The organism is Pedobacter humicola, assembly GCF_056490705.1.
The window spans coordinates 82,422-106,006 of record NZ_JBWJIG010000001.1 but is presented as its reverse complement, the minus strand read 5'-3'; the positions used below and the strand labels follow the sequence as shown (position 1 = coordinate 106,006).

The 23,585-nt window shown below is 41.7% G+C and carries 23 protein-coding genes and 1 tRNA gene; 7 read left to right on the top strand and 17 right to left on the bottom strand.

Going from position 1 to position 23,585, the window contains the following annotated elements; all coding sequences use genetic code 11:
* Positions 1 to 37 precede the first annotated feature (37 nt).
* Both AC04Q1_RS00485 and AC04Q1_RS00480 read left to right on the top strand, forming a co-directional pair.
* The gene (locus tag AC04Q1_RS00485) at positions 38 to 799 is read left to right on the top strand and encodes a copper homeostasis protein CutC (protein WP_478360780.1); all 762 of its coding nucleotides are present in this window, start codon (positions 38 to 40) and stop codon (positions 797 to 799) included.
* 141 nt (positions 800 to 940) lie between these two features.
* Positions 941 to 1,408 (top strand): hypothetical protein, encoded by a 468-nt coding sequence (locus tag AC04Q1_RS00480; protein WP_478360778.1) that lies wholly within the window; start codon positions 941 to 943, stop codon positions 1,406 to 1,408.
* A 100-nt stretch (positions 1,409 to 1,508) separates the two neighbouring features.
* Here AC04Q1_RS00480 and AC04Q1_RS00475 read toward each other — a convergent pair whose 3' ends face one another.
* Positions 1,509 to 2,495, bottom strand: coding sequence for a D-alanine--D-alanine ligase (locus tag AC04Q1_RS00475; RefSeq protein WP_478360776.1), 987 nt, complete (start codon positions 2,493 to 2,495; stop codon positions 1,509 to 1,511).
* 213 nt (positions 2,496 to 2,708) lie between these two features.
* On the opposite strand from AC04Q1_RS00475, the gene AC04Q1_RS00470 reads away from it, so the two are divergent.
* The 5 genes from AC04Q1_RS00470 to AC04Q1_RS00450 all read left to right on the top strand — a co-directional run bounded on the left by AC04Q1_RS00470 (position 2,709) and on the right by AC04Q1_RS00450 (position 6,137).
* Positions 2,709 to 3,479, top strand: coding sequence for a PASTA domain-containing protein (locus AC04Q1_RS00470; protein ID WP_478360774.1), 771 nt, complete (start codon positions 2,709 to 2,711; stop codon positions 3,477 to 3,479).
* Positions 3,480 to 3,496: 17 nt separating this feature from the next.
* A complete protein-coding gene (gene mltG / locus AC04Q1_RS00465) occupies positions 3,497 to 4,552 on the top strand; it encodes an endolytic transglycosylase MltG (protein WP_478360772.1) in 1,056 nt (351 codons plus the stop codon).
* Positions 4,552 to 4,959, top strand: coding sequence for an acyl-CoA thioesterase (locus AC04Q1_RS00460; protein WP_478360770.1), 408 nt, complete (start codon positions 4,552 to 4,554; stop codon positions 4,957 to 4,959). Before mltG ends, AC04Q1_RS00460 begins: the two co-directional genes overlap by 1 nt.
* Before the next feature lie 8 nt (positions 4,960 to 4,967).
* Positions 4,968 to 5,957 carry a YihY/virulence factor BrkB family protein gene (locus AC04Q1_RS00455; RefSeq protein ID WP_478360768.1) on the top strand — a complete coding sequence of 330 codons (990 nt, stop codon included), beginning with the start codon at positions 4,968 to 4,970 and terminating at the stop codon, positions 5,955 to 5,957.
* Positions 5,958 to 6,052: 95 nt separating this feature from the next.
* Positions 6,053 to 6,137: transfer RNA gene (locus tag AC04Q1_RS00450), tRNA-Ser, on the top strand.
* 379 nt (positions 6,138 to 6,516) lie between these two features.
* On the opposite strand, the gene AC04Q1_RS00445 is transcribed toward AC04Q1_RS00450, so the two are convergent.
* The 16 genes from AC04Q1_RS00445 to asnB form a co-directional block, all read right to left on the bottom strand.
* The gene (locus tag AC04Q1_RS00445) at positions 6,517 to 7,161 is read right to left on the bottom strand and encodes a LuxR C-terminal-related transcriptional regulator (protein ID WP_478360766.1); all 645 of its coding nucleotides are present in this window, start codon (positions 7,159 to 7,161) and stop codon (positions 6,517 to 6,519) included.
* Positions 7,162 to 7,182: 21 nt separating this feature from the next.
* Positions 7,183 to 7,320 carry a hypothetical protein gene (locus AC04Q1_RS00440; RefSeq protein WP_478360764.1) on the bottom strand — a complete coding sequence of 46 codons (138 nt, stop codon included), beginning with the start codon at positions 7,318 to 7,320 and terminating at the stop codon, positions 7,183 to 7,185.
* Positions 7,321 to 7,345: 25 nt separating this feature from the next.
* Positions 7,346 to 9,181, bottom strand: a complete 1,836-nt coding sequence (glmS, locus tag AC04Q1_RS00435) for a glutamine--fructose-6-phosphate transaminase (isomerizing) (RefSeq protein ID WP_478360762.1) — start codon at positions 9,179 to 9,181, stop codon at positions 7,346 to 7,348.
* 85 nt (positions 9,182 to 9,266) lie between these two features.
* Complete coding sequence (locus AC04Q1_RS00430; protein ID WP_478360760.1) at positions 9,267 to 9,650, bottom strand: hypothetical protein; 384 nt, start codon at positions 9,648 to 9,650, stop codon at positions 9,267 to 9,269.
* A gap of 88 nt (positions 9,651 to 9,738) precedes the next feature.
* Positions 9,739 to 11,655, bottom strand: a complete 1,917-nt coding sequence (locus AC04Q1_RS00425) for a polysaccharide biosynthesis protein (RefSeq protein ID WP_478360758.1) — start codon at positions 11,653 to 11,655, stop codon at positions 9,739 to 9,741.
* Positions 11,636 to 12,823 (bottom strand): DegT/DnrJ/EryC1/StrS family aminotransferase, encoded by a 1,188-nt coding sequence (locus AC04Q1_RS00420; RefSeq protein WP_478360756.1) that lies wholly within the window; start codon positions 12,821 to 12,823, stop codon positions 11,636 to 11,638. Before AC04Q1_RS00420 ends, AC04Q1_RS00425 begins: the two co-directional genes overlap by 20 nt.
* A 49-nt stretch (positions 12,824 to 12,872) precedes the next feature.
* Positions 12,873 to 13,910 (bottom strand): GNAT family N-acetyltransferase, encoded by a 1,038-nt coding sequence (locus tag AC04Q1_RS00415; RefSeq protein ID WP_478360754.1) that lies wholly within the window; start codon positions 13,908 to 13,910, stop codon positions 12,873 to 12,875.
* Complete coding sequence (locus AC04Q1_RS00410) at positions 13,907 to 14,716, bottom strand: hypothetical protein (RefSeq protein ID WP_478360752.1); 810 nt, start codon at positions 14,714 to 14,716, stop codon at positions 13,907 to 13,909. Before AC04Q1_RS00410 ends, AC04Q1_RS00415 begins: the two co-directional genes overlap by 4 nt.
* Complete coding sequence (locus AC04Q1_RS00405) at positions 14,685 to 15,308, bottom strand: sugar transferase (RefSeq protein WP_478360750.1); 624 nt, start codon at positions 15,306 to 15,308, stop codon at positions 14,685 to 14,687. The genes AC04Q1_RS00410 and AC04Q1_RS00405 overlap by 32 nt, the downstream gene beginning before the upstream one ends.
* A gap of 18 nt (positions 15,309 to 15,326) precedes the next feature.
* On the bottom strand, positions 15,327 to 16,499 hold the full coding sequence (locus tag AC04Q1_RS00400; protein WP_478360748.1) for a glycosyltransferase family 4 protein: 1,173 nt from the start codon (positions 16,497 to 16,499) through the stop codon (positions 15,327 to 15,329).
* Entirely contained in the window at positions 16,496 to 17,467 is a 972-nt protein-coding gene (locus AC04Q1_RS00395; protein ID WP_478360746.1) for a glycosyltransferase, read from the bottom strand. The genes AC04Q1_RS00400 and AC04Q1_RS00395 overlap by 4 nt, the downstream gene beginning before the upstream one ends.
* Positions 17,468 to 17,477: 10 nt before the next feature.
* Positions 17,478 to 18,620 (bottom strand): glycosyltransferase family 4 protein, encoded by a 1,143-nt coding sequence (locus AC04Q1_RS00390; protein WP_478360744.1) that lies wholly within the window; start codon positions 18,618 to 18,620, stop codon positions 17,478 to 17,480.
* A 52-nt stretch (positions 18,621 to 18,672) separates the two neighbouring features.
* Positions 18,673 to 19,731: a glycosyltransferase gene (locus tag AC04Q1_RS00385; protein WP_478360742.1), complete on the bottom strand. Its 1,059-nt coding sequence runs from the start codon at positions 19,729 to 19,731 to the stop codon at positions 18,673 to 18,675.
* Positions 19,728 to 20,807, bottom strand: a complete 1,080-nt coding sequence (locus AC04Q1_RS00380) for an NAD-dependent epimerase/dehydratase family protein (RefSeq protein WP_478360740.1) — start codon at positions 20,805 to 20,807, stop codon at positions 19,728 to 19,730. The genes AC04Q1_RS00385 and AC04Q1_RS00380 overlap by 4 nt, the downstream gene beginning before the upstream one ends.
* 47 nt (positions 20,808 to 20,854) lie before the next feature.
* Positions 20,855 to 21,742, bottom strand: coding sequence for a glucosamine inositolphosphorylceramide transferase family protein (locus AC04Q1_RS00375; RefSeq protein ID WP_478360738.1), 888 nt, complete (start codon positions 21,740 to 21,742; stop codon positions 20,855 to 20,857).
* Positions 21,742 to 23,583, bottom strand: a complete 1,842-nt coding sequence (gene asnB, locus AC04Q1_RS00370; RefSeq protein WP_478360736.1) for an asparagine synthase (glutamine-hydrolyzing) — start codon at positions 23,581 to 23,583, stop codon at positions 21,742 to 21,744. The genes AC04Q1_RS00375 and asnB overlap by 1 nt, the downstream gene beginning before the upstream one ends.
* Positions 23,584 to 23,585: the final 2 nt, after the last annotated feature.

The window sequence follows — 23,585 nt, the reverse complement described above, 5'->3', positions numbered from 1 at the left end:
AACTAAATTAAGGTCATCGGATTATTATCTATAAAATATGAATAGTGTTGACGCGATTGCTTGCCTGGAAGTATGTGCAAACTCTTACGAATCTGCGATTGCAGCTCAAAACGGTGGCGCCAAAAGGGTCGAATTCTGCGATAATCTGGCAGAAGGCGGTACTACCCCCAGCTATGCGCAGATTGCGCTCGCCAAGAAAAACTTATCCATCGAAGTGTGGCCAATCATCCGTCCGCGTGGTGGTGATTTCTTATATTCCGACATCGAGTTTGAATTGATGAAGGAAGATATAAAAATCTGCAAATCATTACATTGTGAAGGTATAGTTACCGGAATACTTAAGGCAGATGGTGCCATTGATAAAGAAAGATGTGCCGAACTGATTGAGCTGGCCAAACCTATGGCGGTTGCTTTCCACCGTGCTTTTGACATGAGCAATGATATGGATCAGGCATTGGAAGATTTAATTGCGCTCAGGATTAAGCGGGTACTTACCTCGGGCGGTGCCCCATCAGCAATTTCAGGTGCAGAAAAATTAGCCCAGCTGGTGAAAAAAGCCAATGGGCGTATTACCATCATGCCAGGTGCAGGAATAAACGAACACAACATCAAAGCCCTGATCGATCAAACCGGAGCCAGACAGTTTCACGCTTCAGCAAAAGAATTTGTGGCGAGTAAAATGGAGTTCCGAAATACTGAAACCAAAATGGGCAGTATCGAGGATGAATACCAATATGAACTTACTTCGGAAGCCAAAGTAAAGGCTTTGGTTGATGGCATAAATGAAGTATTTAATTAAGGTTATTAGATATTTTTTGCCACTCAGGAAGACAGTCACTGCACTTGCAAATTGCTTGTAACCCAGGTATTTTTTTTTTAAATTTATCATAGTAAGTGCTTTGTCAACACTCAGACCAACAAACTAATATGCTACATAAAAATGAAAACAATCTTTAAGACCTATAATTTTCTGGTTTTACTTGCTACCCTCCTTCTGATCGTTTCATTCTTTATCCCGGTATCAAACCTGGACATTAATTTTCATGATACCTACTATATCATGACAAATATCCAGTTCATCAGATTTTGGGTGATACTTTTATTTATTTTAGCCTTATTCTATAGATTGCTTAGCCGGTTCATGGCCTGGGATACTTTGAGTTGGTTACACATCCTATTGTCTATCCTTTTGCTTCTATCCTATTTATATATTCAATATAGTTATATCAAGTCGCGGGCAGTAATTGAGTTAACCAACGAAGGTTCATTGGCTTATTTCAAACGGTTCAACACTCAACTTGCCGCGCTTGGGCTAGGGTTTCTTTTTGTCCAATTGCTCCCCGTAATTAATTTAATTGTTGGCCTGATGAAACGTAAACAATCATTAGTCAAAACGACGCAATCCTGAATGTTCTTAACTCCTATCCATAAGAACATCCTTTTGATAGTTCACTAGTCATTGATTAATCGTCATTGGTTTAATGGTCCTTTGACTATGAACTAAAAACCTAGCCAAGTGTTTCCTTCATCAAACGGGTATAAAACTCCTTCAGTGTAATACCCATTGCAGCTACCTGTTGTGGAATAAAGCTCGTTGCCGTTTGTCCGGGGATGGTATTGATCTCGATAAAATAGAATTTACCTGTTTCGTGCTCCAGGAAATAATCAACGCGTACCACTCCCCTGCAATTTAACTTTTTATATACATCTGTTACTACTTGTTGTACACGCACCAACTCTTCGTCATTCATGCGTCCAGGTGTAATTTCTTCGGTTGATCCTGGCGTATATTTCGCTTCAAAGTCGAAAAATTCATTCTGCGGGATAACTTCGGTAGTAGGCAAAACGGTAATTTTACCTTCGGCGCCAAAAACACCGATCGAAAACTCTCTCCCGCTTACAAACTCCTCAATCAAAATCTGATCATCTTCCTGAAAAGCTTTATCAATTGCGCTGTCGAGATCATCAGCGTGTTTTACCTTACTCATGCCAATGCTGCTTCCGCCGCTGTTCGGCTTAACAAAGTACGGCAATTTTAAATCCTGCTTGATTTTATTTAAGCTGTAATTTCCACCTTTGAATATCTGAACAGACTTAGCCGTATAGAGGTGATCGATACCCTCTACAATAGCCTTGGTATAACCTTTATTCATTGTAATTGATGAGGTTAATGCATCACAGGTAGTATAAGGAATTCCCAGCATATCGAAATAACCCTGAAGTTTGCCATCTTCGCCCGGCGAACCATGAATGGCAATAAATACCCCATCAAACTTGATCTTTCTTCCATCAAGCGTTAGGGAAAAATCATTTTTATCTACATCAATTTTAACAGAATCTGAAGGTTCGTAAAACCATCCCTTGTCGTTCAGCATAATTTTATATACATCATATAGGTTTGGATCGATATTTTGGGCAATGGTAGCTGCACTTTTTACCGAAACAACCCATTCGCCTGTTGTACCGCCTGTTAACAACGCAATCGTTTTCTTCATGTCAGAAATCCTTTTATTAAATTGAAATTGAATGTAAATATATCCTCAAAAATATAAATATCTTTGTGCTTTAATAATATTGAAGGATAGAAATATCAAATGAATAAAGGAGAGAATTATTGAATGATTGCGTGGGCGAATTTGATTCTATCCTCCATTCGATAATTAAAATAGTTACATTTGAGCTTGTACGCATAACCCAAATTAAGATTCATGTCTAAATTTATAGATTATTTAAAAACCAAATCGTTTAGGAACAACATTTTAGCCGCTATAATCACCGTTGTTGCACTTTTACTGATCGCCTTTTTTAGTTTAAGATATTACACCAAACACGGTCAGGGCCTAAATGTGCCCATGGTAAAAGGTTTGTCTTTTGAGCAGGCTGTAAAAAAACTGGAAGATGCCGGATTAAAATATGAAGTAGATTCTGTTTTCATTATGGATCAGCCTGCAGGAATGGTAATCGATCAGGATCCCGATCCCAATACTTTTGTAAAAGATAACCGTACCATTTACCTTACCATCAACGCAGGTAAAACGCCGAATACCAAATTCCCCGATGTTGCGTTTAAAACCTTACGCGAAGCACAGGCCATTATAGAAAGTTCGAGATTAAAACTTGGTGATACCACCTACAAACCTGATGTAAGCCGTGATGTCGTTTTGGAAGCCTCTTTTGGTGGTCAACCGATAACCGCCGGGCAGATTGTACCGGTAGGCTCAAGGATTAATCTGGTTTTAGGCGATGGGCGTGGGAATGAAGAAGTAGACATCCCGCAATTAATGGGTTTAACCATGGATGAAGCTAAATTTAGTCTGAGAGGCTCGAACCTCACCTTAGGTACCATTATTTATGATGGTCCGATTACCGACAGTGCCGCTGCCATTATTACCAAACAAGACCCTATGCTGGTTGATTCGGTGACCAAAGTGGCCATTGGCACGAAAATCAACATTACCCTATCTAACAAACAACAATAAAATACGCATAATTACAGATGACTGAAGTAGAAAAAAAGACCATGAGTACAGGCAAAAAAGTGGCGATCGTAATCGCGCTTGTTGTTATTTTAATTGCCGGTTACTTTGCGCTTAACATTTACAGGCTTTACTTTGCCCCTAACGTTACCGAAAACCAAAAATATTTATACATTAAAACCGGAAGCAGCTACGACGATTTAGTTGCCGAAATTAAAAAGAAAGACCTGGTAAAAAGCATCGCTACTTTTACAGCTGCTGCCGGAAAAATGAACCTGGCCACAACAGTAAAACCAGGGCGTTACCGCCTTACCAAAGGCATGACGAACCGTACCTTAATTAATTTAATTAAGGCAGGTAACCAGGACCCGGTTAAACTGAAATTCCACAATATCCGCAAGAAAGAAAATTTCGCTGCTTATCTGGCCAGCAACCTGGAAGCTGATTCGTTAAGTTTCATTAAGGTATTAGATTCAACAGCTTTAATCAGCAAATATGGCTTCAACCAGGATAATGTGTATGCCATGTTTATTCCCAATACCTACGAAATGTATTGGAATATTTCGCCGGTTGATTTTTTTGAGCGGATGCACAAGGAATATGACAAATTCTGGACGGCAGACCGTAAACAAAAAGCGGCAAGTTTAAACCTTACGCCTGCCCAGGTATATACACTGGCTTCGATTGTTGATGCTGAGGCGCTTTACGACAAAGAAATGCCCATTATAGCGGGCTTATACCTTAACCGTTTAAACAAGGGCATATTGTTACAGGCTGATCCGACCGTAATTTTTGCGAATAACGATTTTACCGTGAAGCGGGTTACCGGAAGATTATTGCAGGTACAATCGCTTTACAATACCTATAAATACGCCGGTTTGCCCCCTGGGCCAATTATGATGCCAAGTATAAACGCGATAGATGCTGTATTAAACCGCGACCAGAACAATTACATTTATATGTGCGCCAAAGAAGATTTTTCTGGCTATCATAACTTTGCAGCAGATAAAGCTCAGCACGAAATCAATGCAAAGAAATATCGTGATGCTTTAAACAAAAGAAACATCTTTAAATAATGTATAGCCACAGTACAAAAATCAGGGTGCGTTACGGCGAAACCGATCAAATGGGCTACATGTATTACGGCAATTATGCACAGTATTACGAAGTTGGCCGGGTGGAAATGTTGCGTAGCCTGGGCATGAGTTACAGCGCTATGGAAGCCGATGGAATTATGATGCCAGTTCTGGAGTTAAAATGCAAATACATTAAACCTGCGCTTTACGATCAGGAAATCACGGTGAAAACCATTATCAAAACCTTGCCGGGCATCAGGATTTTCTTTGATTACGAATTGTATAACGAAAAGGAAGAACTGATCAACATAGGGGCTACTACGCTTGTTTTTGTAGATATAAAAAAAAATAAACCCACCAACCCACCCGAAAACTTTATGGAAAAGTTATCGGTATTTTTTAATTAACAGTTACAATGGAATGGTTACACCGGCAATTATTACATCTTAAGCTCTATTCGCGGTTTATCGAATGGACTAAGGGCTGTATTTTGCCCGGTTTTAGCCCGCTCCCATTATACACAGTAGCCACATTTTTCTTTCGCGAAATCGGGAAAGATTCATTGGTCAATAAATCGTCGTCACTGGCTTATAGTTTTATGCTGGCCATCTTCCCGGGAATTATCTTCCTGTTTACGTTGATTCCTTTTATCCCAATCAAAGGTTTCCAGGACCAGCTTTTAAATTTAATCCAATTGGTGTTGCCGCACAATGCCTTCGATGCCTTTGAAACTACCCTAAAAGACATTATCAAAAACCAGAATAGGGGATTGTTATCTTTCGGTTTTTTATCAGCCATATTTTTTGCCACAAACGGCGTTAAAAACCTGATGAAGGCTTTTAACAAATCATCATTGATTATTGAAACCCGGGGTTGGGTAAAACAACGTTTGATTGCACTCATTTTGACCACCATCATCTGTTTTTCCATTATCATCTGCATCAGTGCGATGGCTTTGGGCGAATTTTTACTGAATAAGATCACAAACGAACTACACATTAAAGACAGTTTTCTTGTGTTTGCGGTAAAGTTTACCCGTTGGGCACTACTGGCTATTTTATATTTTTTAACGGTATCCGTCTTATATCGATATGGACCGGCACATTCAAAAAAATGGAGATTGTTTAGCGCGGGCTCATGGCTTGCCACTATCCTGGCCTTCCTAACCATCTGGGGATTTTCATTCTACATCAACCACTTTGGTTCTTATAATAAGGTATATGGCTCTATTGGTACTTTAATCGTAGTCATGATCTGGCTCTATTTAAATTCGTTGATTTTATTGATCGGTTTTGAGTTGAATGCCAGTGTTGATGTAAGCAAAAGAAGTGTGAAGATTATCCGCCCTACCTTCAATCTTTTTAAAAAATCGGAGCCAATTGAAGAAAATATCCAAAAGAAATAATTTTTTCTTCCTCTGTGTTAAGGAATTATCAAGTTTATATAAAAAAAAGAGCCACGACCTTTGCAGTTTTAACCAGAGTTTGTACTTTTGCCTCCGGAAAGCTGGCAGAGTGGTCGAATGCGGCAGTCTTGAAAACTGTTGACTGTAACAGGTCCGGGGGTTCGAATCCCTCGCTTTCCGCAGAAAAATTAAAGCCTGAAATTGTAAGATTTCAGGCTTTTTCGTTTCCGGCACTATATAAAACATCCATGAATCATCATAAAGTTCGCGACATCATTGAACTGATTAAGTATTAACCTGCTTAATTTTGTCATCAATTATTTCTCTTAGATGCCCTAAAAGCAATCAATTATATCCTGAAATAATTTCTTTTGCCAAAACAAAATAATTCTACCAAAGGATAAAGAAAATCTGTAAGAAATCAGCATACTAGAACTGCTAGAACCCAATATTGACTTAGTCTCCAGGACATAGCAGTCACGTTGGTTGTCAGAAAATTATCAAATATCCGCAAGACATCATTGGAAATATATTAAGAACCATGTTCTTAAAGATAAAATTAATTAACCAATCCATTAAGCGCTGCAAATTTAATCAGCGAGGCGGTATTGGTTACCCCGGCCTTTGCCAATAATGCAGCTCTCCTACTTTCAATACTTCTCCTGCTTAAAAAGAATGTATCTGCAATTTCCTGACTGCTTAATCCATCCGAAATGGCCTGCAAAAGCCGAACCTCCATGACCGAGTAACGCCCGTTTTCGCTTAAGAAATTTTGTTGTGGCGACAAAAATAGTTCTTTAAATGCCCTCACAGCCAATTGGCTCGAAATGTATTCTCCACCCAAAGCAGTGTGGCGGATACAAAAAAACAGCTCGTCCCTTCCTATATTACTCAGTAAGTAACCTGAAGCACCGGCAAGAAAAACCTCCCTGATCTGTGTAGCAATTGCCACATTACTGATCACCAGTATAGGTAAGCCTGGCCTTAGGCGTTTTGCCTCCAACAGCCACTCCAGGTTATTTCCTTTTGTTTTGTACAAGCCAGCCATAATCAGATCTACACCGACTCCAGAAAGCAGTAATTCTACTAGTCCGTTGCCAGAGCTTACCACCTCCACCACCTTAAAAGCAGTTTGATCTGAAAGCAATGTTTTAAGGTGATCAAGAATGATAATGTGCGATTCGACTATAATAATTTTTAACATCTGCGTCTGGTTTTCTGTTAACTAATGCTTAACGGCCAGCAAGGTGGCAAGCAGCATAATCGAAATAATGCTGATTACACAAGCCAGAAAAATGATTTTATCCCTATTTTTGGTGATGGAAGAATTGATGTCGATGAGGGAGAACTTAATTTTTTTCATAATAATCGGGAAATAAGAGAGTGAACTATTCCACTGTAACAGATTTAGCCAAGTTTCTGGGCTGATCTACATTGCACCCCCTGATCAAGGCCACATGGTAGGCCAATAACTGGAGTGGGATGGCTGCAAGGATGGGCAGCAAAAATTCATCTGAATGAGGTATTTGAACAACCTCATCAGAAAGCGCGGCCACTTCTCCTCCAGCATTAGAAACAATGGCGATAACCTTGCCTTTTCTTGCCCTCACCTCCTGTATATTGTTGATTATTTTTTCATGGTAGGAATGATTGGTAGCAATAAAAATAACCGTCATTTCTTTATCAATAAGGGCAATTGGGCCATGTTTCATTTCGGCAGCCGGGTACCCTTCTGCATGGATATACGAGATTTCTTTAAGTTTGAGGGCACCCTCCAGCGCTACCGGAAAGGCACATCCTCTTCCGAGGTAAATACAGTTCCTGCTACGCAACATTCCGGAAGCAATGCGCTGTACCTGATCTTCACACTGCAATGTCTCTTCAACAAATTCGGGCAATTTCCAAAGGGAATGAATACAATTACTAAGTTCTTCTTTTGATAAGGTTTCTTTGAGCTGTGCAAGATAGAGCGCCAACATGGTGAGTACCGTTACCTGACCAGAAAATGCCTTGGTAGATGCTACACCCACTTCGGGGCCTACGTGCGTATAAATTCCTCCGTCTGTGGCCCGCGATACGGATGAACCCACTACATTACATACCCCCAAAACAACAGCGCCCATATTTTTAGCCAAATCAATTGCAGCAAGGGTATCTGCGGTCTCGCCTGACTGGGATATAGCAATTACAAGGTCGTTGCTGCGAATCACAGGATCGCGGTACCTAAATTCGGAAGCATATTCAACCTCAACGGGAATACGGGCATATTTTTCAATCAGGTATTCGCCAATTAATCCTGCATGCCAGGAGGTACCGCAGGCCACGATAACAATCCTTTCTGCGTTTTTCAATAAACCATCAAAGGAAGCAATGCCACCCAAGGCAATTTTACCCTGTTCAGGGTAAACCCTGCCCCGCATGCATTCACGGATCGATTTTGCCTGTTCGTGGATCTCTTTAAGCATAAAATGGCTATAACCACCTTTTTCAAGCATTTCAATTTCCATTTCCAGTTCCTGTACAAAAGGTACCTGCGGTATGTTATCAAGATTAAAAATACTAATTCCATCATAAGCTACGCAAGCAATTTCATTATCGTTCAGATAGACAATATTTTTGGTATATTCGATAAGTGGAGTAGCATCGGAGGCTACAAAATATTCATTTTTACCGACACCTATCACCAAAGGACTGCCTTTTCTGGCGGCAATCAGTCGACCTGGATTATCCTCATCTATAATCACAATAGCATAGGCTCCGGTAACATTGTGTAATGCCAGCCGAACAGATTCGGCAAGATCAAGTCCTGTATGTTCTTGTACTTCCTCAATCAAATGTATCAGCACTTCAGTATCAGTTTCGCTGGTAAATACATGCCCTTTAGATAAAAGGGCTGTTTTCAGCGATGCATAGTTTTCGAAAATCCCGTTATGTACAATGGCCAGTTTTCCGTTCGGAGAAATATGAGGGTGCGCATTGGCATCGCTTGGTGCTCCATGAGTAGCCCATCGGGTATGGGCAATGCCAATTCTGGAGGTAATTTTGATATTGTTACAGGCAGCTTCGAGAACGGCAACCTTTCCCGATTTTTTAACGACTTTTAGCCTATCATCAAGAAAGGCAATTCCGGCACTATCGTAACCACGGTATTCTAAACGGCGCAAACCATTAATCAGGACAGGGAATGCCTCCCTGTTTCCTATATAACCAACTATTCCACACATATTAATTTAGTTTAAAGATTTTGTACGCTTGAGCATTGAAACACATTTTTGCAGGTTTTGACCTTTAAAATGCCTTACAATATTTTCAGGTTGGGTCTGTACCATCCTTCGCCTGGGTTTCCCGGGCATAGTCCATCAGTAGATTATTATATTTTTCCAATAAAACAATGTATTTATTCATCCAAAAATGGGTGGAATAAGCCTGTTCTCCATTTCTTCTGCTCTTATAGCCCATTGGATGATTGGGATTGGCAAAACCGTCTGGTGCGAATTCATCTGGAAAATCATTTGAAAAATCATAGTCGATAATGTATCCGATTTCGCAAATGATTTCGATGCTGAGGAAATCCTTTTGAAACCAGTTATAAATAGAACGCCGGTTCACATTCATCCTTCGCGATATCTCGCTTATATTTACCGATTTGCGGCGCACAGCCATCTCAACGATTGCTCCGTAGTGTAAACTCATATAGCTGATTTTATCTGGTTCAGTTCAATCAAATAATCTATAGACGGTTAGTATTTCATTGGTTTTCTGGATAGCAAACACAGGCGGATTAAACTGCCACGGGACTGTCGAGCGTTTCGAAAACGGAATTATTACTTCTGTATTCGGGTATCATTTTTTTAATAAGTCCGATCATATCAATCTCATTGCCACTACATTTTGCTTTCCATAAATTGTCCAACAAAACCTCTACCGCTCCGGACGAATTATGTTTCACACGGGCAATTTTAATTTTACGGTGATGGGTGGGCATTGTTGCCTCTTCGTTGTTGAGGAGTTCCTCGTACAACTTTTCTCCGGGACGCAAACCGGTAAAAACAATCTCTATATCCTTTTTGGGCGCGAGGCCTGCAAGTTTAATCATATTAATGGCGAGGTCGACTATTTTTATGGCCTCCCCCATGTCAAAAACAAAAATCTCCCCCCCCTTGCCCATCGAGGCTGCTTCCATCACCAGTTCTACAGCCTCAGGGATAGTCATAAAATACCTGGTAATTTCCGGGTGGGTAACGGTAACCGGACCGCCAGCATCTATCTGGGTACGAAACCGGGGAACTACAGAGCCGTTGGATCCCAGTACGTTGCCGAACCTGGTGGTAATAAAACGTGTACCTGTACGGTTAAGACCTTCGTTTTCATCATTTTGCAGGGTTTGAATGTAGATTTCGGCAAGCCGCTTAGTTGCCCCCATTACATTGGTTGGATTAACGGCTTTATCGGTCGAAATCATCACAAATTTCTCGACCTTAAAACGTTTGGACAGCGAAGCGATATTTTTGGTTCCAAAAACATTGGTCATAATGGCTTCTGTTGGATTGTTCTCCATCAATGGAACGTGTTTATAGGCCGCTGCATGAAATACCAGCTCGGGACGATATAGATCGAAAAGCTGATAAGTTCTAAGCCTGTCCTGAATATTTGCCATAAAAATGACCACCCTGCAATCCGGATAACGGTCCATTAGCTCAAGCTGAAGTTCATGTAGCGGTGATTCTGCCTGGTCGCAAAGGATAATCAGTTCTGGTGAATAGCCGATAAGCTGCCTGACAATTTCTGAACCAATAGATCCTGCAGCACCAGTAACCAAAACACGCTTTCCGGTAATCTCTGAAAGAATCTTTTCTTTGTTGAGTACAATGGGCTCGCGCTGTAACAGGTCATTAATGTTTAGCTCCTTAATCTGGTTATTGGATAACCTCCCACAGGCCCATTGGCTCGGAGGCGGTAAGAGCGATACTTTTATATCTTCAGTCATGCACTTGTCCAATATGCTTTTCCGCTCGCCATAATCGAGATCATCGCCACAGATGAGTACCTTTTCGAGCTTAAATTTTTTCTTGAGGCAACTGATCGATGAGGAATGGTAGATTTTTTTCTGCTGGATATACTTCCCAACCTTATCCGGATCGTTGTTAATATATCCCAAAATATTAAAGTTGTTCTCCCTTTGTGCTTCAAGTGCCTGTTTTAGAATGATGGCCGATCCGGTTCTACTGTAAATTAAAACCGTTTCTACCTTATGCTCTGACGGGATATGCAAATGGTTATAACCCTGCCTTACATAAACCCGCAGCAGTATGAGCAATGAACTGGAGATGAAAAAATTGAAGATTAGCGCAAGATTAAATCCCGTCCACCCTTTTTTGAGATAGGGCGTAACAATGAGTTCTATAAATAGCCAGTAACAAATGCCCGATATGAGCGTTGCCATAAAAATCCGGTATACATCATCGAGGTTAGCGTACCTCACAATTCCGGTATGGATACGCATCGCTAGGAATACAGAACTCGTAATAAGCAGGTAGCTAAAAAGATAGATAAAAAAATAACCACGCTGTACGATCGAAAAATTGAACTGCATCACCACAAATAAGGAAAGCGATAAGGACCAGCACACAATTACCTGATCAATCAAAAAAATCAACCATCTCGAGCGTGTTCTGCCCTCAGTTTGTTTCCGTACCATATTCTTCTTGTATTATAGCTCCGCAGTAAATGGGTTTCGGCGAAAAATTACGCTCAAATGCTCCAATAATTCTCGACATATCTTCTTCGTCCATCGCCGATCCTGATGGAAGACAGATCCCATTCTGAAAAAGGCGATCGCTTACACCTGAGCCAAAATAAAGGTATTGCGAAAACAGTGGCTGCAGATGCATCGGCTTCCAGATGTACCTCACTTCAATATTTTCGGCCTCGAGTGCCTGCCTGAAATTTTCGACCTCAAAATGTTCCGATTCGTTCACAACAAAAGCAGTAAGCCACCTGTTGGAGAAATAATGATGGTTTGGTTCTTCCTGAAAACTGATTCCGATTGTACCCGAAAGGCTTTCCCTGTACCTGTTAAATATGGCACGCCTCTGCGAAATCCTCATGGGCAACATTTCCATCTGTCCCCTGCCAATTCCAGCAGCAATATTGCTCATGCGATAGTTGTAGCCAATTTCGGTATGCTGAAAATAGGCACAGGATTCTTTTGCCTGACAGGACAGAAAACGGGCCTTTGCCACCAATGCAGCACTTTTAGATACCATTGCCCCGCCACCTGAAGTGGTAATGATTTTATTGCCATTAAAAGAAAAGATCCCGATGGTACCAAAAGTTCCGAGTTTTGCTCCCCTAAATGTTGATCCCAAAGCCTCGGCAGCGTCTTCCAGAATTGGAATTCCGTACCGTTCACCTATTTCTACAATCTCTTCTATCATTGCGGGCATGCCATAAAGGTGTACCACAATAATGGCTTTTGGAGTTATTCCGGCTTCAAGCCTATTTTTAATGGCCTGTTCCAGAAAAAATGGTGACATGTTCCAGGTTTGAGATTCACTATCTATAAACACTGGCTTAGCGCCAAGGTATAAAATAGGGTTGGCAGAGGCTGAAAAAGTAAGTGATTGACAGATAACCTCATCACCTGCCCCCACCCCCAACAATACCAGCCCCAAATGAATGGCAGCTGTGCCCGAATTTAAGGCAGCTACCTGTGTACCATCGCCAAGGAAGCCAGCAATATCAATCTCAAAGCCATCAACATTTGGCCCGAGAGGTGCTACCCAATTGGTATCGAATGCATTTTTTACATACATGATCTCCTGTCCGCTCATGTGCGGAGGAGAGAGATAGATTCTTTTACTCATAACCTTATCTTATTTAAGTTCTTAATAATGGATATTGGATTTTACCAGGTTACTGTTTTTCCAATGTGCGATAAGCAGGGAAGAAATCGCTGTCTTTAGGTTCGTGTAAAACCACTTTGGCTTTAAGCCGGTCATATTCTGCCTGATTGTTGATGTATCTCCAGGTGCGGAACGAAAGCAAGCGGTCGGAAAAACCTGATTTCCAAAAGAAAAGTGAATCATTTTTACCCCCAACACCTCCACCCAAATGAAGATATCTCATCCCATGGTCTCTACCGATCCTGCTTGCCTCATGAATGAGAAATTTTGTAGGCGAAAAATGCAGGAACTCTGTTTTGGTTGCCAGCAAGTGCACCTGAATAATATCGTTGGTGTAAACGAAGAATCCTGCCGCAATGGCAACTCCATCCAGATACAACATTAAGGGCAGCGATAAAAACTCCTCGGCTCCGATCAGCTCTTTAAAATACTGCAGGTCGAAATGATAATAATCATCGGCCCCTATGCGCTTCATATTCTCGGTATAGATGGAAACAAATGTTTCCAACTCTGCTTCTGTTTCAACCCTTTTAACCGAGGGCGAATATTCGGCAAGGGCATGAATGGAGTTTTTAACAGATTTTCGGTAATGCCTGGTCTGCTGTTCGATGGAGCTTTTTAGATCGATGTAAACGGTTGATCCGTTCTCATATACACCTCCAATATCATTCAAAAGCGCTACCTGATGCAGTAAGGGATGCAACCTGCTAAAGGCACAAACGATTTTCTCCTGCGCCATAAAATCAAGAAATGCTGCTCTAAAGGCCAACAGGAACTCACTGCTAATTGTCTCTATATCAAGGTTGGTGATTGGACCAAGGTATCCGTAAGCAGAAGTGAGGTCGAAGCATTCGCTGCCATTTATGGCCCTTTTAATTAGCGGTATGGCGATAAAGGCAGCTTCCTTTTCATAAACAAACAGAAAAGCCTCTCCATTTTTAATGTTATGGTGATAATACCAGGAATGATAGAAATCGTAGTATTTAGCCTTTTGCACGTAATCTCTCCATTTATCACCTTCTTCTATTTTGATAATCGTATAGTTCATGGTTTATAATTTGTTGTAGTGAGCATATCCTTTAATTTGGAAATGCCAAGTGAATAGGTTATGGTTCGATCGATTAACGGGAGCTGGAGCTGTTGCTCAGCAACCAGGCAGATTTTGGAAATGCCCATCTGTCCGTTAAGGTACTTTACTAAAATCTTTGCGTCATCGATGTGTGCTCCATTTATCGTTGCCCGATCACCGTTGATCACCGTTCCCATTGGATTGTTGTTAGCATAAAGCTGAAGGAAACCGTATCGGTCGGTAATGGTAGAACAGGTGGTTATGGGCTCATGAAGTTGATTATCCTTGTCTGGCAACTCATATAGATACCAGTTTTTGCCTGGGCTGGCTTCCATTTTCCAATGCTGATAAATGGCCATGGCCCTTTGGTTGCTGTAAAAAGTTTCGAGCTTTAGGGAGCTGAATTTATAATTACCATATTTTTCTAACAGTAATCCTAGAATGCCTGAAAGTAGCGTTGCAGCCAAGTTATCACCTCTAAAATGCTCCAAAACAACAATCTGGTTCAGAAAAACATCCCGCTCTTTACAGGTTAATATGGAAAAAGCCAGCATCTGCTTTTCTAGTGGATCAATTAGTTGGTATATCCAGAAATTATCCTCATCCAGTAAGGCCATTCTCAGGTATTTAGCGTAATTAGGGTCGTGATAGATAAAAAAACCAGAAACCTGAGTATGATAAGTGTTCCGTAACAATAGTGCAATATGATCGATAGCTATACATTCGTTAGCTCGAAGGCGTTTGAGCCGATAACTACCTAACGACATGTGCCTGCCTTTCCTCATTAAGATCAGCAATCAAATAGGTTTCATCCACAACCACATCACGCGAAAGAATAATATTGATAACTGTTTTATAAATGATAAGCACATCAAGCTTAAAAGAAACATTTTCTACATAAAATACATCCATACGGAGGCGCTCGTCCCAATTTGCATTGTTACGACCATTAACCTGGGCCCAACCTGAAATACCCGGGCGAACGCTGTGGCGTTTTTTTTCTATTGGCCGGTAATAATCCAGATATCTTATAAAGAGTGGTCGGGGACCAATCAGGCTCATCTGTCCACAAATCACATTGATCAGTTGTGGAAGTTCATCAAGCGATGATTTCCGCAGAAAACGGCCAAAAGCTGTCAGCCTAACCTGATCGGATGCCAGTTCTCCATCTGGTGCCCTCAACGAGTTCATCGTTCTAAACTTAAAAAGCATAAATGGCCCTTCATTTTTACCTGCCCGCTCTTGCATAAATATGGGTTGGCCTCCTGTGGTGAAGAGCAAAATCAGGAGAATAACCAGCATTATTGGCGACACCAGAATAAATATGGTTAAGGCCAATAAAATATCCAGAAGCCTTTTCATTTTTGAATTGTACATGATTTTAAAGAGTAGCTATTAATTTTTTTCGTTGTATTTCTGTATCTGAAGCTGGTACTCTGAAAATATCTGTCCAATCAGCAGATCGCTTTCATATCGGTTTTGAATAATTGCCCTGCTTGCAGTGGCCATGTTTAACCTTTCGGTTGGTGTGGCATGAAGCCTTGCCATGGCCTGCTCTAAACCGGGAATGTTTTTAATAGGCACGATCAGGCCGTTTATGCCCTCATTAATAATTTCGTTGCAACCGTTAATGTTGCTTACGATACAGGGAACCCCCATAGCCCCAGCCTGCATAATTACATTGGGAAAACCCTCGCGGTAACTCGGAAGTACAAACACATCACTGATGGCCAGATACTTCCGGATGTCGGTTTGAAAATCCAGCCACCTGATTCCTTCATGTTCTTTAATAAGCTTATGAATGGCTACGGGTAACGGATCGAGTTCGTTTTCGAAAGGCCCAACCAGTAATAAGATCATCTGTGGATTTTGCTGATAGAGGCTGCAGAAAGCACTCACCAGTTCTGATATACCCTTATCGCCAACCATCCTGCCGATGAAACAATAAACAAATGCTTCATCTTTTAGTCTCAGTGCAATTCTGGTTTCAGTTTTTGCAGCAATAATTTCTGGTAAATCCGGGTTAAACACTGCGGTATCGATTCCTCCTGTGCTGCCCCTCCCAATTACTTTGATTTTTTTACCTGTGCAATACCTTCGGTCTATCATCAAACGCATCATATTTGGCGAATTGGCATATATGTGTGTAGCGCAGGCCGAAGTAAGTATTTCAGTGATGCCCATAGCCCATTTCAGTAATCCTTTTTTTTCGAGAACAGGCAAACCCGCTACCGTATGGAGCCTGATGGGCACCCCTACAAGTTTTGCGGCAATCATACCAAGCAGGCCCGCTTTGGGGGTGTGGGTATGTACAATACCGGGGCGTTCGGCGAGCATTATCCTGCAGAGTTTAAAAATGGCAACAAGATCCTGTAGCGGTGTTACCCTGCGGGTCATGTTTACGGCCTTAATCCTTACCGGTGCCTCCTTTCCAACCTGTTGCAGCGCATCGCCAGCTGAAGAAACGGCCAGTACATCAAAATACTGGCTCATAAACACAAGCTGTTTTTTGAGCAGCACCAATAAGGAAATTGGTACAGTGGTAATCCTCATCAGTTTGTGCTTCATTGCTTGCGGAGCTTAGCAGTGATAAACCTGGGCATCAAATACAGTATGCCCAATTTTAAAAGGTAGAAAGTATTTTGCTTCACCTCATTTTCCCTGAAAGCCTTAAATAAATAGCGATAAGGTATGGTCCAGCTGCGGGCATTGTTAAAATATGCGATATTAGCCAGGGTTTTCCAGTAAATGGATTTATAATTTTCTACGCTTGTTTGGGGTTTCTTTTCAGCAATAGCACGGGCAATTTCTTCCAGTTTTGAAGTAATTTCGGTATCGCTTGAGTGGTGAACATACATCATGTGTTTCACCTCGTTAAAAGAAGCTTGTGCATTGTATTTTTTTACCGTTTGTAATGGCAATACCCGGTAATGGTAGAGCGGCCTGGCAATGGTATGCACCTCGGCTCCCCGCGAGAGAAAGCGGAGCCATAACTCGCCATCCTGCGAATAATAGAACCTTTCGTCATAAAGCCCTACATTGATCAGAGATGATTTTTTTATAAAAGCGCTGCCATGGGTAAATATGGCCCGTCTTTGCAGGAGGTCTGTCCACGGATCGCTAATGGCAGAATAACTATTGTTTTCGCAAACGATATCGCCGTTAATATCGATCACATAACAATCACTGCCAATCAGGTCGATTTCGGGATGGGCCGTAGCATAAGCCACCTGAATTGAAAAACGCTCTGGGGCAGATCTGTCGTCGGCATCGTGACGGGCAATGTACTCGCCTTTTGAAAACATTATCGCCTTGTTCAACGATTTTGGAAGGCCAATATTCTTTTCATTGGAAATAAGGATAATGCGACTGTCGAGACTGGCATACTGCCTGATAATATCAGCACTGCGATCTGTAGAACCATCATCAACAATGATCAGTTCGAAGTCTTTATGGTTTTGGCTGAGAATGGAGTCGATGGCTTCACTGAGGTACTCCTCCGCATTGTAAACCGACATAATAACGGAAATCAACATAGTATTTAATTTAGTTCTGGATCAACATTTTGTTTTCTGGCATCCGAGAATCTGCTAACAATGGTTTATAAAATTCTGCCTCCTGCATCATGTTCTGTTGCATGTTGCATGAGGCGATAATCCATTCTCTTGCATTTTCACCAATTTTTTGGGCTTTCAACGGATTGGACAACAAGCGGTTTACCGCGCTGGTCAATACATTTACATGCTGGCCGATTAACAGGCCCGTGTAATCCTGACTAATGCATTCGGCTATCCCGGGCACATTGGTCCCGATACAGGGAAGCCCGCATGACATGGCCTCTAACAGGCTTTTTGGATTACCTTCGTACTCGGATATAAGGATATACACCCTGGCAAGGTTATAGTATTGGGGAAGTGCTTTGTTATCTACCCTTTTGATCCATTTAATGTTGTTTTTTATTTGGGTTATTGCTTCGATTTCACCAGATAGTGAGCCATCACCAATGACCAACACGCTACAACTCGTTTTCTTCAGAAAATCAGTAAGTAATCCAATATTTTTCACCTTTTCCAACCTTCCCACAAAAAGTACATCTACTTGTTTTGGCATATTGATGGGTTTAAAAAGTTCAAGGTCAATCGAATTATGAATGGTTGTTATTTTATCCGGATCAATGCGATATTCCTCTTTAATAAAACGTTCGGCACTTTTTGAGGTCACCAAAATCCGGTCGCAATAAGAGAAAGCTATTTTTTCCATCAAATGCCATAACCGCCCACGGGGTTTCAAATGGGTATGGTAATAGCCCATTCTGATCACAAGCTGTATATTGAAAAGCAATTTGATCAAAAGTCCAAATGCACTGGCAGCATACTGGTTTGTTTTGGCGATTTTTATTCTTTTAAAACTGCTAAAGTATAGTACCGGCGAAATCAAATGATACAACAAATTTTGTATTGAAAATGGAATTCCTTTTGGAATCCATCCTGGCATCTGGAGCACACTAGCCCCTGCAATACCTGTTAAAAAGTGTTGTTCGTCTCTGCCGTAACTGTAAACAATGAGCCGAAGCCCGGTTGCAGCGCATATTTTTTGGTAAATATCAAGTTCCCTCGAGAGCAATCCCGCCCTGTGCCACTGTGCAAGGCTCATATTTGGGGTCATGATGAGCAGAAGTGAATCTTTCATTTTTTAATTGTTTGGCAATCGGGAATACTAACCGGTAGATCAGCATCTTAATTTAGTGGGCTGGCAATCCGGAGAATATATTGTGGATAAAGGTGTTCGGGTTTCGTTCTGTCAGAAAGGCGTCCACCGCTGAACGTTCAGTTTTTTTTTTCAACATCGCCTCCTGTAACCCTGCATAAAGTTCATTTACTGATCGGGGATTGACCTTGATGATGCCGGGAATCTCGTCAATACCCCCAGCACAACGTGTACTCATTACCGAATCGTTTACGGCCATCATTTGCAGCAACACATTCGGAAAACCCTCCATAATGGATGGGATGACGCATACCCTTGCCGATTTAAAATAGGGATATGGATTTTCCTGATAACCGATCAGCATTACGTTTTTTTCTATCCCCAGCTCATGAATCAATAAACTGAGTTTGGCATGTAGTGGTCCGGCGCCCAAAATAACCAGGCGCAAACCAGGGTGCTGTACCAATAACCGCGAAAATGCCTTGATCAAGAAATCAAAGCCCTTTATAGCAATGAGCCTACCTGCAGCGCATATATATTGTCCCACAACCGGCGAACTTTTAATTGCTGCCAGCTCCAGTGCTTTATCAAGATTTAACGGGTTAGGAATCACCTTAACCACATTTTTACCAAGGTATGGTGCGTTGGCCAACAGTTGACTGGCCATTGCATTGCTCTGGCAGATTACCCGATCCAATGCAGGATAACCTAATCTATAAAGTATCAGATAAAGCCGTTTTTTTAAGCCGTTGTATCTTTCAAATATTGAAGTAGATTCTCTCACAATGAGAACACCTTTCAAATAACCCACACGTCCCATTATCCCGATTACCGCATTGAGGTAAGCATGCGAACTAACAAGCGTGAAATTACGATAACGGTACAGGGCAAACGGAAGCCTGATGAAACCCATTAACAGGCTGCTTCTACTCAGGTATTGTGCCTTTTCGGGGTCGATTTCTGAAAGTTTACTGGATTTGGCGCTCAGTAAAAAGAGCATCTGCGCATTCGTTTGTGCAGCAATCAATCTGAGGCACTGTTCAGCCCCTCCCATCTGGTCAGAGAGCGAAAGTACCAGTATGTTGGTTTTCATTGGCTCAAAGGCTCATCTAAAACACTTAACGCTTGCGGAGCTTTCTGCTTGGCGTAATAAACCGAATACCAATCAACAAAATGTTTTACTCCTGTAGCTACATCTACATGTGGCTGGTAACGAAAATCATTTCTCATGTCATCGATATCCGACCAGGTTTCGGCAATATCGCCAGCCTGCATGGGCATTAATTCACGCATGGCACTTATACCCAACTGCTTTTCAATTTCAGTAATAAAATCTTCCAAAGGTATTGATTTACCCCTTCCAATGTTATAAACATGGTAAGGAGTTGCTGTTCTCCTTATGTTAGCAACCCCTCTGGCCTCCTTCTCAATTACTTTCACTATTCCATCAACAATATCGTCTATGTATGTAAAATCGCGTTTCATATTCCCCTGGTTAAATACCTGAAGTGGTTTCTGTTCGGAAATGGCCCTTGTAAAAAGAAACATGGCCATATCTGGCCTTCCCCATGGACCGTAAACGGTAAAAAACCTCAAACCGGTTGTTGGCATGCCAAAAACATGGCTATACGAATGTGCCATCAGCTCATTACATTTTTTGGTTGCGGCATAAAGTGAGGCAGGCTGATCGGTATTTTCAGCGGTGCTGAAAGGCAATGTGGTTCCTAAGCCATAAACACTTGATGAACTGGCGTAGACCAGGTGGTGTACGGCTGATTTTCTGCTGGCCTCCAAAATATTAAAAAAGCCCTGTATATTGGAATCGATATAGCGCTGTGGTTGGGCAATGCTGTACCTTACCCCTGCCTGCGCCGCTAAATGGCAAACCAGGTCGAAGCCACTGTTTTCGAAAAGCGAAAAAATTGCAGGCTGATCAACAAGGTCCATTTTAAAGAATTTCAGATTGGGGTATTTTAAATTTGAACAAAATGAAACTGAACTTATATCTGCACGGCTGATACCAAGTTCGCCCAGGCGATCGTATTTGAGCCCAACATCATAATAATCGTTAATATTGTCGATACCGGTAACTTCATAGCCCAGTTGCAGCAATTCTCGGGTAAGGTGGAAACCGATAAAACCGGCACACCCTGTTACTAAAATTTTCATATCTATTGGTTTTGGTTTATGAATGATTGATCTTTAAAGGAGTGTGCTTATAGGATGTTCATGATCTTTTTGATCATTTTGTTGAAAACCACCGTTGGTGAAAAATATCTCCGCTTGCCGTCAAAAACGATGATATCCGCCAACAGGCTAATCGTATGCAATCCTTTATCATAAGGTGCTTTTGGTTTTACCTCAAACAAATCCACGCTTTCAAACTGATCCGGACTGAGCGCTGTGATCTGATTGATTATTACTGAGCCCCCATAGGTAATTTCCATGTTTTGGGTGGGCCGGTAAAGCATGTTGCCCACCACAAAAAGATTGCCTGCACTTCTAAAATTTTTATTGTCGGTGTCGATCGGATTTTTTTGATGAGGTACAAACTCATCTTTCAATGTGGCTGCATGATAGATGTAGAATACATTTGGCATACCGCTTACACTTGTAAACAACCAAAACCTCCCCTCATAGAATACAATGGAACTGTCTACAAACCGCTTACCTTTAACAAGTAGCCTAAGTTTCGTCAGTTTATTCATTTGCTGTGGATTTACCTGATATAAGGCTACTTCCTCTGCAGTAGCTGTTTCGGGTACACAGTAAATGATTTCCTTATCGGTAAAAATATAGGGGTAAGAAAGGTGGATATCATAAGGTTCAAAACCTTTTACCCTTTTTTTGGTCGAGAAATTGAAGCCACTGATTACGTTTATCTTTCCCCTGCCCAGAATCGTTTTTAATTCTTCATAATAGATATACACCTTCGATTGGTGCAAAATGACGAAAGGATCGGCAGAATAGTCGGCATTCACTTCGTTAAGCCAGGTAACCTTTTCGCTTAGTCCCCTTTGTTCAATAAAACACTCTGCAGATTGGCTTACATAACCAATATTCCATTTATCAGAGTAAAAGAGCTTATTTAAGTATTTTCTCATTATTGGTTAACTAAAATCTTTTTTTGTGTTAGTTTGTTGTTATCGAGCCATTTTTTAAGCATCAGTACCGACCAGATCTGGCTGCTGTAGTTATGCTTGCCAGCGAGGTGCAGATCGATCATTGTTTTAACTTTTGTAGGCACAAGCCCAGGAATATCACTAAGGGATGAAAGGCTCAGGTGATCGAGTACATATTCTTTAAGCTCGTTTTGGAGCCACGATTTTATGGGCAGTGTAAAACCCGCCTTGGGTCTTTTAAAAAAATCTTCGGGCAGCGTATCGAACAGCAGATCCTTTATGATGCGCTTTTTACCAAACCTACCGCCCATTTTATAGTGCACGGGTAACTGGTTGGCAAACTCCATCACCCTGTAATCCATTAGCGGGGCGCGTGCCTCTAAAGCGTAAGCCATTGTTGCCCGATCTACTTTGGTATTAATGTCGTCACACATGTAGGTTTTGATATCATAATTGGATAAGCGTTGCATTAATGGTTGTTGATCCTGCTCCAGCAGCCAGCGGTGGGGCTGATCTGTTTGATAATGCTTTTCGCTCAGCCAGGAAGTATCCATCCCGGTACATAGCCCTTCGTAAAGTGAAGCCAGATCCTTTTGAACCAGGCCGGCACCAATTAAGCGGTGGCGATAATTTGGAGAAAGTTTTGCCAGCGAAAACAATGTGCTCCGCATGCTTAAAGGGAGCTGATAGGCCCAGCCGGCTTTTTTCATCCAGTCGTACCGGCCATAGCCCAAAAAACCTTCGTCTCCGCCATCTCCACTAAGCGCTACTGTTACATGTTTTTTAGTGTGTTTGGCCAATAACATCAGCGGTATCGCGCTTGGATCTGCAAAGGGTTCGTCAAAAAAACACCCGTAATTTTCGAGCATGTCCAATCCGTCCGAATGTAAACAGGTAATGGTTTGGTGCTTAGTTCCTAAGTAATGAGCGATTTTTTCTGCATGTATGCTTTCATCAAGGTTTTTATCTTCAAAGCGGATACAAAAGGTCTTGGTCAATGCATTTTCCTTCGCGGCTAAACCGGCTATCAGAGAGGAGTCGATTCCGCCGGAGAGGAAAATACCCAATGGTACATCCGCATGAAGGCGGATCCGTACGGCATCATGTATCAGTAATCCCAGCTCCTCTTTTGCCTCCACATAACTTTTAGAATAGGTACCCGTTGATTGCTGGTCCATATCCCAATATTTTCTTTCGAGCAGAATGCACTTATGCAGGTTGTAGGTAAAACAATGGCCAGCTTTCAGTTTTTCTATGCCTTTGAAGATGCAGTACTGATCCGGAATGTAACTCCAGTGGAGGTAAGCGCTTATGGCATCAGGATTTATACTTAGTTCTTTATCCATGCTGATCTGGGAAGGTTGACTGGCAAATTCGAAGCCCTCACCATTGTAATAGTAAAGCGGTTTTTTGCCTAACCTATCCCTTGCACCAAAAAGTAGCCCTTTTTGCATATCGTGTATCACAAAAGCAAACATTCCGTTAAAATACTCGACGCAATTTGCACCATACTCCATGTAAGCCGCACAGATTACTTCGGTATCGCAGGTGGTATGGAAATGATGTCCTAATTCCATCAGCGTTTTGCGCAGTTCGCGATAATTATATATTTCACCATTGAAAACAATTTTGAGATAGCCATACGAAAATGGCTGGTTGGAGCGCGGATCAATATCGATAATGGCCAGCCGGTTATGCCCCAGCACTACGCCTTCGCTCCGCTCAAAATTAGAGAAATCGGGACCTCTGAATCTGGCCCTGTCCAATTTGGCCAATACCATTTCATCACCAACGGCCATGGTGGTTCCATATATTCCGCACATAA

Bases quoted from the DNA above. Each gene is read 5' to 3' on its own strand.
- AC04Q1_RS00485 (WP_478360780.1), top strand. From the start codon at position 38: ATGAATAGTGTTGACGCGATTGCTTGCCTGGAAGTATGTGCAAACTCT.
- AC04Q1_RS00480 (WP_478360778.1), top strand. From the start codon at position 941: ATGAAAACAATCTTTAAGACCTATAATTTTCTGGTTTTACTTGCTACC.
- AC04Q1_RS00475 (WP_478360776.1), bottom strand. From the start codon at position 2,495: ATGAAGAAAACGATTGCGTTGTTAACAGGCGGTACAACAGGCGAATGG.
- AC04Q1_RS00470 (WP_478360774.1), top strand. From the start codon at position 2,709: ATGTCTAAATTTATAGATTATTTAAAAACCAAATCGTTTAGGAACAAC.
- mltG (WP_478360772.1), top strand. From the start codon at position 3,497: ATGACTGAAGTAGAAAAAAAGACCATGAGTACAGGCAAAAAAGTGGCG.
- AC04Q1_RS00460 (WP_478360770.1), top strand. From the start codon at position 4,552: ATGTATAGCCACAGTACAAAAATCAGGGTGCGTTACGGCGAAACCGAT.
- AC04Q1_RS00455 (WP_478360768.1), top strand. From the start codon at position 4,968: ATGGAATGGTTACACCGGCAATTATTACATCTTAAGCTCTATTCGCGG.
- AC04Q1_RS00445 (WP_478360766.1), bottom strand. From the start codon at position 7,161: ATGTTAAAAATTATTATAGTCGAATCGCACATTATCATTCTTGATCAC.
- AC04Q1_RS00440 (WP_478360764.1), bottom strand. From the start codon at position 7,320: ATGAAAAAAATTAAGTTCTCCCTCATCGACATCAATTCTTCCATCACC.
- glmS (WP_478360762.1), bottom strand. From the start codon at position 9,181: ATGTGTGGAATAGTTGGTTATATAGGAAACAGGGAGGCATTCCCTGTC.
- AC04Q1_RS00430 (WP_478360760.1), bottom strand. From the start codon at position 9,650: ATGAGTTTACACTACGGAGCAATCGTTGAGATGGCTGTGCGCCGCAAA.
- AC04Q1_RS00425 (WP_478360758.1), bottom strand. From the start codon at position 11,655: ATGGTACGGAAACAAACTGAGGGCAGAACACGCTCGAGATGGTTGATT.
- AC04Q1_RS00420 (WP_478360756.1), bottom strand. From the start codon at position 12,823: ATGAGTAAAAGAATCTATCTCTCTCCTCCGCACATGAGCGGACAGGAG.
- AC04Q1_RS00415 (WP_478360754.1), bottom strand. From the start codon at position 13,910: ATGAACTATACGATTATCAAAATAGAAGAAGGTGATAAATGGAGAGAT.
- AC04Q1_RS00410 (WP_478360752.1), bottom strand. From the start codon at position 14,716: ATGAGGAAAGGCAGGCACATGTCGTTAGGTAGTTATCGGCTCAAACGC.
- AC04Q1_RS00405 (WP_478360750.1), bottom strand. From the start codon at position 15,308: ATGTACAATTCAAAAATGAAAAGGCTTCTGGATATTTTATTGGCCTTA.
- AC04Q1_RS00400 (WP_478360748.1), bottom strand. From the start codon at position 16,499: ATGAAGCACAAACTGATGAGGATTACCACTGTACCAATTTCCTTATTG.
- AC04Q1_RS00395 (WP_478360746.1), bottom strand. From the start codon at position 17,467: ATGTTGATTTCCGTTATTATGTCGGTTTACAATGCGGAGGAGTACCTC.
- AC04Q1_RS00390 (WP_478360744.1), bottom strand. From the start codon at position 18,620: ATGAAAGATTCACTTCTGCTCATCATGACCCCAAATATGAGCCTTGCA.
- AC04Q1_RS00385 (WP_478360742.1), bottom strand. From the start codon at position 19,731: ATGAAAACCAACATACTGGTACTTTCGCTCTCTGACCAGATGGGAGGG.
- AC04Q1_RS00380 (WP_478360740.1), bottom strand. From the start codon at position 20,807: ATGAAAATTTTAGTAACAGGGTGTGCCGGTTTTATCGGTTTCCACCTT.
- AC04Q1_RS00375 (WP_478360738.1), bottom strand. From the start codon at position 21,742: ATGAGAAAATACTTAAATAAGCTCTTTTACTCTGATAAATGGAATATT.
- asnB (WP_478360736.1), bottom strand. From the start codon at position 23,583: ATGTGCGGAATATATGGAACCACCATGGCCGTTGGTGATGAAATGGTA.